General features: G+C 60.3%; 13 protein-coding genes. 7 read left to right on the top strand and 6 right to left on the bottom strand.

Annotated elements, in window-relative coordinates:
* Nucleotides 1-2: 2 nt before the first annotated feature.
* From ACR0MQ_RS13865 to cobD, 3 genes are read right to left on the bottom strand one after another with little or no spacing between them, the layout of a single operon-like run.
* The gene (locus ACR0MQ_RS13865; protein ID WP_480608820.1) at nt 3-1,166 is read right to left on the bottom strand and encodes a lytic murein transglycosylase; all 1,164 of its coding nucleotides are present in this window, start codon (nt 1,164-1,166) and stop codon (nt 3-5) included.
* 12 nt (nt 1,167-1,178) lie between these two features.
* Entirely contained in the window at nt 1,179-2,099 is a 921-nt protein-coding gene (gene cbiB, locus ACR0MQ_RS13870) for an adenosylcobinamide-phosphate synthase CbiB (protein ID WP_480608822.1), read from the bottom strand.
* The gene (cobD, locus tag ACR0MQ_RS13875; RefSeq protein ID WP_480608824.1) at nt 2,096-3,061 is read right to left on the bottom strand and encodes a threonine-phosphate decarboxylase CobD; all 966 of its coding nucleotides are present in this window, start codon (nt 3,059-3,061) and stop codon (nt 2,096-2,098) included. Before cobD ends, cbiB begins: the two co-directional genes overlap by 4 nt.
* Before the next feature lie 181 nt (nt 3,062-3,242).
* Between cobD and ACR0MQ_RS13880 the strand changes: the two genes are divergently transcribed.
* Nucleotides 3,243-3,605, top strand: a complete 363-nt coding sequence (locus ACR0MQ_RS13880; RefSeq protein WP_008756687.1) for a response regulator transcription factor — start codon at nt 3,243-3,245, stop codon at nt 3,603-3,605.
* Here the strand turns inward: ACR0MQ_RS13880 and ACR0MQ_RS13885 are convergent.
* Nucleotides 3,587-4,576, bottom strand: coding sequence for a glutathione S-transferase family protein (locus tag ACR0MQ_RS13885; protein ID WP_170771044.1), 990 nt, complete (start codon nt 4,574-4,576; stop codon nt 3,587-3,589). The two genes, ACR0MQ_RS13880 and ACR0MQ_RS13885, sit on opposite strands and share 19 nt — an antisense overlap.
* A 209-nt stretch (nt 4,577-4,785) precedes the next feature.
* Here ACR0MQ_RS13885 and ACR0MQ_RS13890 point away from each other — a divergent pair, with 209 nt between their 5' ends.
* Nucleotides 4,786-5,139: a hypothetical protein gene (locus tag ACR0MQ_RS13890; protein ID WP_010437652.1), complete on the top strand. Its 354-nt coding sequence runs from the start codon at nt 4,786-4,788 to the stop codon at nt 5,137-5,139.
* 90 nt (nt 5,140-5,229) lie between these two features.
* Here ACR0MQ_RS13890 and ACR0MQ_RS13895 read toward each other — a convergent pair whose 3' ends face one another.
* Together ACR0MQ_RS13895 and ACR0MQ_RS13900 are read right to left on the bottom strand one after the other, a co-directional pair.
* A complete protein-coding gene (locus ACR0MQ_RS13895; RefSeq protein WP_480608826.1) occupies nt 5,230-5,928 on the bottom strand; it encodes a fumarylacetoacetate hydrolase family protein in 699 nt (232 codons plus the stop codon).
* Between the two features lie 30 nt (nt 5,929-5,958).
* Nucleotides 5,959-7,131, bottom strand: coding sequence for a MalY/PatB family protein (locus ACR0MQ_RS13900; RefSeq protein ID WP_480608929.1), 1,173 nt, complete (start codon nt 7,129-7,131; stop codon nt 5,959-5,961).
* 93 nt (nt 7,132-7,224) lie between these two features.
* On the opposite strand from ACR0MQ_RS13900, the gene def (ACR0MQ_RS13905) reads away from it, so the two are divergent.
* The 5 genes from def (ACR0MQ_RS13905) to ACR0MQ_RS13925 are packed head-to-tail and all read left to right on the top strand — an operon-like array spanning nt 7,225 to nt 9,673.
* Nucleotides 7,225-7,743: a peptide deformylase gene (gene def, locus ACR0MQ_RS13905; RefSeq protein WP_170475808.1), complete on the top strand. Its 519-nt coding sequence runs from the start codon at nt 7,225-7,227 to the stop codon at nt 7,741-7,743.
* Complete coding sequence (gene def / locus ACR0MQ_RS13910) at nt 7,740-8,234, top strand: peptide deformylase (RefSeq protein WP_170475810.1); 495 nt, start codon at nt 7,740-7,742, stop codon at nt 8,232-8,234. The genes def (ACR0MQ_RS13905) and def (ACR0MQ_RS13910) overlap by 4 nt, the downstream gene beginning before the upstream one ends.
* A 43-nt stretch (nt 8,235-8,277) precedes the next feature.
* Nucleotides 8,278-9,192, top strand: a complete 915-nt coding sequence (gene fmt / locus ACR0MQ_RS13915) for a methionyl-tRNA formyltransferase (protein WP_170771038.1) — start codon at nt 8,278-8,280, stop codon at nt 9,190-9,192.
* 6 nt (nt 9,193-9,198) lie between these two features.
* Nucleotides 9,199-9,435: a hypothetical protein gene (locus ACR0MQ_RS13920; RefSeq protein WP_170475814.1), complete on the top strand. Its 237-nt coding sequence runs from the start codon at nt 9,199-9,201 to the stop codon at nt 9,433-9,435.
* 1 nt (nt 9,436) lies between these two features.
* A complete protein-coding gene (locus tag ACR0MQ_RS13925; protein ID WP_170771036.1) occupies nt 9,437-9,673 on the top strand; it encodes a GlsB/YeaQ/YmgE family stress response membrane protein in 237 nt (78 codons plus the stop codon).
* The last annotated feature ends 38 nt before the right edge of the window (nt 9,674-9,711 follow it).

A 9,711-nucleotide genomic window follows, 5' to 3' on the forward strand; every position in this document is an offset into this window, starting at 1 on the left:
CCTTATAGCTGGTTCAACAGCTGTGTCGTTGGCCAGGCATCGGCCGGTAGACCTAGTCGTACCTGTTCGGCCTGCACCGCTGCGCGTGTTCCGGCCCCAAGTATGCCGTCGATCTTGCCCACGTCGTGCCCCCGCGCCTGCAATTTTGTCTGCAACTGCTTCATCTGAGCGCCGGTCAGCCCCGGCGTTGGGTTGCCTGCGTCGTAGATCTGCGCGCCTTCCAGCCGTGTGCCGAAATAGGCGGCCGTCAGGACGTAAACGAAGCTCTGGTTCCATTCGAAATAAACATCGAAATTCGGATAAGCGAGGAACGCAGGGCCCTTGTGTCCCTGTGGCAGGATCAGCGAGGCAGACAGATTTACCAACGACCCGCTGCGCGCCTGCACGCCCATCGCCTGCCACTCGGACACCGAGCGGGGCTTGCCGGGGCCAGAGAGAGACCAGTCCATCTGCGCGGGCACGGTGACCTGCTGCAGCCATGGCTGACCCGGTTGCCAACCCAGGTGTGACAGCATCTTGGCCCCGGACATCAGTGCATCCGGCGCCGAGGTTTTTAGCGAAACCTTGCCATCTCCGTCCCCATCCACGCCGTTTTCCAAAATGTCGCGCGGCAGCATCTGCACCATGCCAATCTCGCCCGCCCATGCGCCGGTGGTGCGGGTCGGGTCGAAATTGCGTTGTTGATACAGCTCGATGGCAGCGAAGATTTGCGGCCGGAACAGCTCGGGGCGGCGGCAGTCATGGGCAAGCGTCACCAGCGCGTTTCGGGTGTTGAAATCACCCTGAAACGCGCCGTAGTCGGTCTCAAAAGCCCAGAACGCTAGCAGCACACCTCGCGAAATGCCGTATTCACGCTCAATCCGGTCAAATACGGCATCGTACTTCTCTGACATGGCCTTGCCCCGGTCGATCCGGTTTTGCGAGATCAGGCGGCGCGAGAAGTCGATGAAGGGTTTTTGGAATACGCCCTGCGCGCGGTCGGCTTTCAGAACGGCTCCGTCCTGCCGCACGCCGTTGAAGAAGCTGTCAACGGTGGACTTGTCGAAACCCTGCTGAATGGCTTCGGCTTTCAGCCCTTTGACGAAGGTATTGAACCCACCGCCGCACTGGGCAAGGGCGGGTGAGGCGAAGAAGGCGGCGGCAATAAGGCCGGAAAGGAAACGCATAAGGCTGATCCGTCAGAATATGAAGTTGAACCCAACCCACACCGACACGAGCCCAAGCGCAAGCCCCCAAACCTGCCAGAGCATGTTGGATGCGCGAAAAACCTCTGCCGCGTCGATATCTTGCCGGGCATTCCCGTTTACCCAGGCGAGATCCCGCATCTGCCCGTCATAGCTGCGCGGCCCGGCCAGCGCGATATCCAGCGCGCGTGCCATCGCGGCCTCGGGCCAGCCTGCGTTGGGTGAGATATGACGGCTTGCATCCTCTACCATTTCTCCCCAGCGCGACCATTGGCCGGTCAGCGCCACGATCAATACAAACGTCAGGCGTGCCGGGACAAGGTTCAGCAGATCGTCCAGCCGCGCCGCTGCCCAACCGAAGGCGCGGTACTTGTCGTTGCGATAGCCGATCATACTGTCGGCGGTGTTGACGACCTTGTAGACCAGCAGCCCCGGCAGACCCCCGACTAGAAACCAGAAGGCTGGGGCAATCACCCCGTCGCTCAGGTTTTCGGCTGCGCTTTCGATGGCCGAGCGCGCCACCTGCGCCTCGGTCATGTCCCGCGTATCGCGCGAGACGATCATGGCGACCTGAGCGCGCCCTTCGGCAAGCGAGGTCAACAGGCCTTCGCCAACTGCGCGAACATGGGTGATCAGGGATTTCTGTGCCAGAAGGATGGCGCAGACCACGATCTCGACGATCGGACCAAGCAGTGCCAGCAACCGGCCAAGGATGAGTGCCGCCACAACCAGGATGAGTACCGTCGCAACCCCTTTGAGGCGGCGATACGCATCAAGGTTCAGCCGGTTGTCTAGCCAGCCAATCGCGTTGCCCATCAACACGGCAGGGTGGCGAATCCGCGACCACAGCCAATCCGGCTCACCCAGTGCTGCGTCAAGACACATGGCGCAGACCAATAGAAACGCGGTGCTCACAGCGCTGCTTCCAAACGGACCCAGCCGTCTGCTGGCGGTAATCCAAGGCGCAAGTAGGTTCTGGAATAGGGGAATATACGGCTCCAGATATGCGCCCGTGCCAGCCGGTCCTGCCATGCGGTGGCATCGTCTACGTCATAGAGGCGGAACAGGCTGGTCCCACCGATCAACCGCGCACCTTGAGCCGTTACAAGCTGATCCAGCCGGGTTGCGTCATTTGCCAGACGCTTGCGGGTTTCATCGGCCCATTTTACATCGCGCAGCGCTTGCGTTCCGATCCGCAGCGCCGGGCCGGAAACCGCCCAGGGTCCCGTCAGGTCATTCAATCGTGCAATCAGATCGGGATGGCCGATCGCAAAACCCAGCCGCAACCCGGCCAGCCCCCAAAACTTGCCGAAACTCTTCAACACCACGATGCCGGGCCGTTCAGCCAGATGGATCAGCGAAGCGTCGGGGGTGACGTCACAGAAGCTTTCGTCAATCACAGTCAGCAGGGCGTCGACATCCGTCTCTTGCCAGATGCGCCCATCGGGATTGTTGGGGTGCACGATGACGCGCGCCTCGGCGGGGCCGGTTTCGCGCACCGTCCAGCCCTGCGCGGTGAACGCGGCGGCATGCTCGTTATAGGTTGGCATCGTGATCTGCACGCGGCCCGCTTTGGCCAGCGCGGGCAAGCGGGCAATCACCGCTGAAGCGCCGGGAGAGGGCAGAATCTCGGCCCCATCCGGCACGTTCCAAACCTCCCGCGCCGCGTCCGACAGGCGTTCGAACGCGCCATGATCGGGCAGTTCCATCCAGTCCGACTGCTGCAGGCCCGAGACCAGATAAGCGTGCGGGTTGATCCCCGTTGACAGGTCGATCCAGTCCGTGCGAACGCCCCCGAACCGGGCCATCGCGCCATCCAGACCCCCGCCATGATCGCGCGCGGCTCGAGGGTTCAATCTGTCATTCTGTCCAACCATCAGCCCCAGCCGGAATCGCCTATTTCGTATGCTTCAAGCGGATTTTTGCCGCTCATACAAGAGAATCCGCCAGTTCATGGCCCTGTGCGGGCGCTGTTAACACTTTGTTAAGGAAATCGCGTGATCACGGACAACAGGGGTCGGCACCACTCACCCTTATCACGTGCCGAGGTTGTTGCAAATGAAAGTACTGATTGTTGAGAGTAACCCCGATCTAGGTCGGGTCTGGCAACGGCATCTGCAAAGGCAGGAGGCCGAGGTCACTTTGGTTGAGACGCAAGAGGCTGCAATATTGGCGCTCTATGGCACAGCCTTCGATATCATCGTGTTGGATCTGGTTTTGGAAACCGGCAGCGCCTTGGCGGTTGCCGATTTTGCAAGCTATCGCAGGCCCGAGGCGCGGGTGATCTTTGTCACCAACACCACATTCTTCTCGGACGGGTCCATCTTTGCCCATAGTGCGAATGCCTGCGCCTATGTGCAAAGCTCGACCCCGCCCGAGGATCTGGCAGCAATGGTCGAGCACTACGCCGCCGGGCGCTGATCTCGTCCATGGGGTTCTAAATAATCCAGCTCTGGGTTCACCGGAATGATCCGATGCGGATTGATGCTATCGTGGCTGTAGTGATAGTGGCGCACAATGTGGTTCATGTTCACCGTCTCGGCCACGCCGGGCCACTGATAAAGCTCGCGGGTAAAGGCCCAGAGTTTCGGGTAATCCACCAGCCGCCGTTTGTTGCATTTGAAATGCAGGTGATAAACCGGGTCGAACCGGATCAGCGTGGTGAACAAGCGCCAGTCGGCCTCGGTCACGCGGTCACCCATCAGATAGCGGTTGCGTGACAGACGATCCTCAAGCCAATCCAGCGTGTCGAACAGAGGGTCAATGGCCGCGTCATACGCCTCTTGCGAGGTGGCGAAGCCGCATTTGTACACCCCATTATTTACATCGGAATAGATGCGCGCGTTGACCTCTTCGATCTCGTCCCGCATCGCCTCGGGCCAGTAGTCGTCGGTGTTGCCGGTGATCCCGTTGAAAGCCGAATTGAACATGCGGATTATTTCCGAGCTTTCGTTCGAGACGATGGTCTTTTCCACTTTGTCCCACAGGATCGGCACCGTCACCCGGCCTGAATAGTTGGGGTCGGCACGGGTATAGATCTGATGGGCAAAGTCATGTCCGAACAGTTTGTCTCCTGTCGCTCCATGGTCGTCTGTCTCAAAGGTCCAACCTTTATCCAGCATATCCGGATGTACCACCGAGACTGAGATGTGTTCTCGCAACCCCTTCAACTCGCGAAAGATCAGCGTGCGATGCGCCCAGGGGCAGGCGTGAGAGACATACAGATGATATCGCCCGCTCTCCGCCTCGAATCCGCCACGCCCCGAGGGGCCAGGTGCCCCATCGGCCGTGATCCAGTTGCGAAACTGTGCGGCCGAACGTTTGAACGCCCCGCCAGTGGATTTGGTATCATACCAGGTGTCATGCCAAACGCCGTCGACAAGCAGGCCCATCGTCATTCCTCCGCATTGCGATTGAGACAAAGATAGGCTGTTGCGGCTCAGGTTCCTATTTCACCGCGCGCGCAACTGACCTGCATCCGCGCACAGTGTCATCGGGACACCTGCGCAACAGATCGTAAATCTCGGGTCCAAGTGAGACAGTTCACTGGATTTTTACACAAGCTGGTCCACAATAAAGAAAGTTCTGGGGGAAGTTTATTATGAGTACCTATGTTTCTAAGGAAATTCGCGCTGAATTGGATGCCGCCCGAATCGCTACATTGAAGAAATCCAGCCGTTTGCGGGTGGAGTTTGGCGACAATAGTTTCAAGATTCTCACATTGTGGAAGGATGGTTTCACCGTCGAGGCCGAAACCACGCCGCGCCTGCGTGGGCTCGTCGATATCTATGACGGTGCCAATCACATGTATCAGTGCCTGATCATCGCAGATGAAGAAGCGGTGGGTGAGATGCGCTATGAGTTCAAGCGTAGCACTGTGGCAGCCGACAAGGCCCCGCTGGATTTCTACCGCGCGCCGGATGCACCTATCGCACTGCTTGAAAACCGCGACTGACACGCTCACCGATTGACCTGTGGCACCGAAGCGCAGTCGACGCTCGGGCGGCAATGGTGCCACAAGATTTTCAGGTATCGGGCCGGACGATTAGTCGTGGGCCGTCAGGGTTAGGTGCACAGGGTCCAAACCATCGATGCCGCCTTCGATTCGGTCTCCGGCGACCACGGGCCCGACCCCAGCGGGTGTGCCGGTCAGGATCAGATCGCCGGGGCGCAAATGATAGAAACCGGATAGATGGCAGATCAGTTCATCAATCTTCCAAACCAGCTCGGACAAGGTGGCGTCCTGTTTCACCTGCCCATTGACGCTGAGATAGATGCGCTTGTCATCCGATGGGCTCCAATGATCGGCGCGGGTCAGCGGGGCGAAGACCGCGCCGTTTTCCACATCCTTTCCCAGATCCCAAGGGCGCTGTTTGTTGCGCTCTCGGATCTGCAGGTCGCGGCGCGTCATGTCCAGGGCACACCCATAGGCAAAGATCGCCGCCCGGGCCTGCGCTGCCGTGGCCTGGAAGACCGGTTTCCCGATCGCAACGGCCAGTTCCATTTCGTGATGATAATCCTCGGTACCAGCCGGATATGGCACTTGTGCCCCGGTCAGAACTGTGTTGGGCGCGGATTTGGTGAAATAGAACGGCGCCTGACGATCCACCTCATGCCCCATCTCGGCAGCGTGGGCGGCATAGTTGCGGCCCACACAGAAAATCCGCCCTATCGGATAGGTCAACTGTTCCCCCTGTACCGGGATGCTCGGGACGTCCGGAAGCGCAAAGAGTTGGTTGGGCATGATGTGGCTCCGTTCGTTCTCGGACGGGGATTATTGCAAATCGCCAAAGGCGCGTTTGAGGCGGGCGCAAGCCTCTTCCACCCGCGCGCGTTGCGTGGCCAGATTGAACCGCTCGAAGGTTTCTCCACCGGTGCCGAAGCCGGGACCTGAAGATGTCGCGATCTGAGCGTCCTCGCGCAGACGGCGGACAAATTCATCATGGCTCATCCCGGTGCCCGAGAAATCGACCCAGGCCAGGTATGTCGCCTGCAGCGGCATCGACCACAGGCCCGGAATCTCGGCGGTGGTGGCATCGAACAGTTTTCTGTTGGCATCCAGATGGGCGACCTGTTCATCGACCCATTTCGCCCCTTCTGGAGAATAAGCGGCGGTGATCATCACCACCCCCAGCGCACTTGGATCATAGTCCAGAGTGGTGATCCGGTGTCGCATCTCTGCCCGCAGCTTGGCGTCGGGTATGATCATGTTACCGGTGCGCTGGCCCGCGATATTGAATGTCTTCGACGCCGCGGTCAGAGTCACGGTCCAGGGACGCGCATCCGGGGCGGCCACATCCATCGGCACGAAGGTATTGCCCGGATAAACCAGATCGTGGTGAATCTCATCCGAAACCAGGATCAGTCCGTTACGTTCTGCAAAAGCTGCTACCGCACGCAGCTCATCCGGCGACCAAACCCGACCCGAAGGGTTCTGCGGCGAGCACCACAACAGCAGCTTTTCCGAACCGTCCAGCCGCGACTGCGCATCGTCCAGATCAAGCGCATAGCTGTCGCCGTCACGTACTAGAGGGCATTCAACCACGCGGCGGCCGGATTTGTTCACCTTGTGCGCAAACTCATGGTAGACGGGCGAAAAGATGACCACCCCATTTCCGGGCTCGCTCCAGACATCCAGACACAGGGCGATCGCATTGCCCAGACCCTGCGAGGTCAGCACCCAATCGGTGTCGACCTCCCAATTGTGGCGGGTCTTCATCCACCACTGGACCGCGTTCAGATAATCTGGGTGCATCCAAGAATACCCAAATGCACCATGATCGGCGGCCTTGTGCACGGCCTCAATCACGCAAGGGGCAGTGGCATAGTCAGAATCGGCGGTCCACATGGCCAGCCCATCCTCGGGCGAGACACCATAGAGCTGCTCCATCTTGTCCCATTTTGAAGAGTTGGTGCCCCGGCGGTCGATCAGGTCGTTGAAAGTCATGTCATCTCCATCTGTCGAGGCGAAGCTAACCTCAAATCCGCCATGTGCAAGGGGGCCGTTGCGGTGGCGGGCGCGATGGCCTAAATCAGCCTCATGAAACGCAATATCCTGATCCATCCCGATCCCCGCCTGAAAAAGGTCTGCGCGCCGGTGGCCGACATCACCGACGAACTGCGCAAACTGGCTGATGACATGCTGGAGACGATGTATGACGCGCCCGGTATTGGCCTTGCGGCACCGCAGATCGGCGTGTTGGACCGGTTGATCGTGGTGGATTGCGTCAAGGAAGAAGGCGAAGCCCCGCGCCCGCTGGTGATGTTCAATCCCGAGGTTATCGCGTCGTCAGACGAGACCAATGTCTACGAAGAAGGCTGCCTGTCGATCCCCGAGCAATATGCCGAAGTGACCCGTCCTAAGACTGTGGATGTCACCTGGCTGGATCGCGATGGCAATCTGCAGCAGGAAACCTTTGATAATCTCTGGGCGACCTGTGTTCAGCACGAGATCGACCATCTGAACGGCAAGCTGTTCATCGATTATCTCAAGCCGCTCAAACGCCAGATGATCACGCGCAAAATGCAGAAGCTCAAGCGCGAAAAGGCCCGCACATGACGGTGCGGACCTGCCTACCGTGGCCCGACAAGCGCCTGCGCACCAAGGCTGAAGAAGTCTCTGAAATCACCGATGACATCCGCGCCATCTGGGTCGACATGATCGACACGATGGAGGCGATGCCGGGTGTCGGTCTCGCCGCGCCTCAGATCGGGGTGATGCTGCGTCTGGCCGTCGTGGATGGTTCGACCCAGCGGGGCAAAGCCGTGCGGCTGGCCAATCCCGAGATCCTGCACAGCTCGGTCGAACTGCGCGAGCATGACGAGGCCAGCCCGAACTTGCCCGGCGTGTCCGCCAAGGTGAAGCGACCGCGCGCAGTGACTGTGAAATTCCTCAACGAACAAGGCCAGATCGACCGCCGCGATTTCGTCGGCATCGAGGCCACCAGCGTGCAGCACCAGATCGACCACCTGAACGGGCGGATGTATTTCGACCGCCTCAGCAAGGTCAAACGCGACATGCTGCTGCGCAAGGCGCGCAAATCCACGTAGGCCGGGCTTCAGCCCGGCACCCAACCAACCCCCGGAGCCGACGATGCGCATAATCTTCATGGGAACCCCCGATTTCTCGGTCCCGGTACTGGATGCGCTGGTGAACACGGGGTATGATATTGCCGCCGTCTACTGCCAACCCCCGCGTCCTGCGGGCCGGGGCAAAAAGGACCGCCCTTCGCCGGTCCACGCCCGCGCCGAGGCGCTGGGTCTCGAGGTGCGCCACCCCACCTCGCTGAAATCGCCCGAAGAACAGGCCAGCTTTGCCGCGCTGAACGCCGATATCGCGGTCGTCGTCGCCTATGGACTGATCCTGCCGCAAGTCATTCTGGACGCACCGACCCATGGCTGCCTGAACATCCACGCCAGCCTGCTGCCCCGCTGGCGCGGGGCCGCCCCGATCCATCGCGCGATCATGGCGGGTGACGCGCAGACCGGTATCTGCATCATGCAGATGGAGGCCGGGCTGGATACCGGCCCCGTTCTGCTGCGCGAGGCCACCGATATCGGCATCGAGGAAACCACCGCGCAACTCCATGACCGCCTGTCGGATATGGGCGCGGCGCTGATCGTTGAGGCTCTGGCCGAACTGCCCAGCCTTACACCTGACCCGCAGCCCGAGGACGGCGTGACCTACGCCGCCAAGATCGACAAAGCCGAGGCGCGGATCGACTGGTCGGCCCCCGCATCTGAAGTCGACAGAAAAATCCGCGGTCTCTCTCCATTCCCCGGCGCATGGACCGAAGTCGGGGGCAACCGGATCAAACTCCTCGCCTCGCGGCTGGTCGAAGGGCAGGGCACTCCGGGTGAGGTGTTGGACGACCACCTGCGCGTGGCCTGTGGTGAAGGCGCGGTTGAGCTGCTGCGCTTGCAAAGGGCGGGCAAAGGCGCGCAGGATAGGGAAACCTTTCTGCGGGGCTGGCCCATCCCGGTCGGCACCCACCTATCATCGGAGTAAAGCCAGATGTTCATGATCCTGATGGGCACCGTCGTGATCGCCGGGATCGTGGGCTATCTGTCTGAACAGACCGGCTTTACCCATAACGGCTATCTGCAATCGATCATCATCTGCGTGGGTGGTGCCTTCCTGTTCTATTTCGTCCGCATCATGTTCGGCATCAGCTTTGGCCCGCCGGGGTTGGACGCGGTACTGTCCTCGATCGGTGCGCTGATCATCGTGCCCACGCATTGGAGGAAATGACATGCCGATCATCGCCCTGATCATCGTCGGAGCCGCCGCAGGGTTCCTTGCCACGCGTCTGATGCGGATCGAGGCCGACATTCCAACCACCATGCTGATCGGCATCGTCGGCGCTTTGGTGGGCGGCTTGATCCTGCGCTCGCTCATCACCGTGATGGGCTGGCTCTCAGGTTTTATCGGGGCCGTTCTGGGGGCGCTTTTGGTGATCTGGATCTGGCAGACATATATCCGCCGCTGACCGCTTGACCCACACCCATATCTTCGACCAGTGTCCGG

It is taken from the genome of Ruegeria sp. AN6, assembly GCF_056540425.1.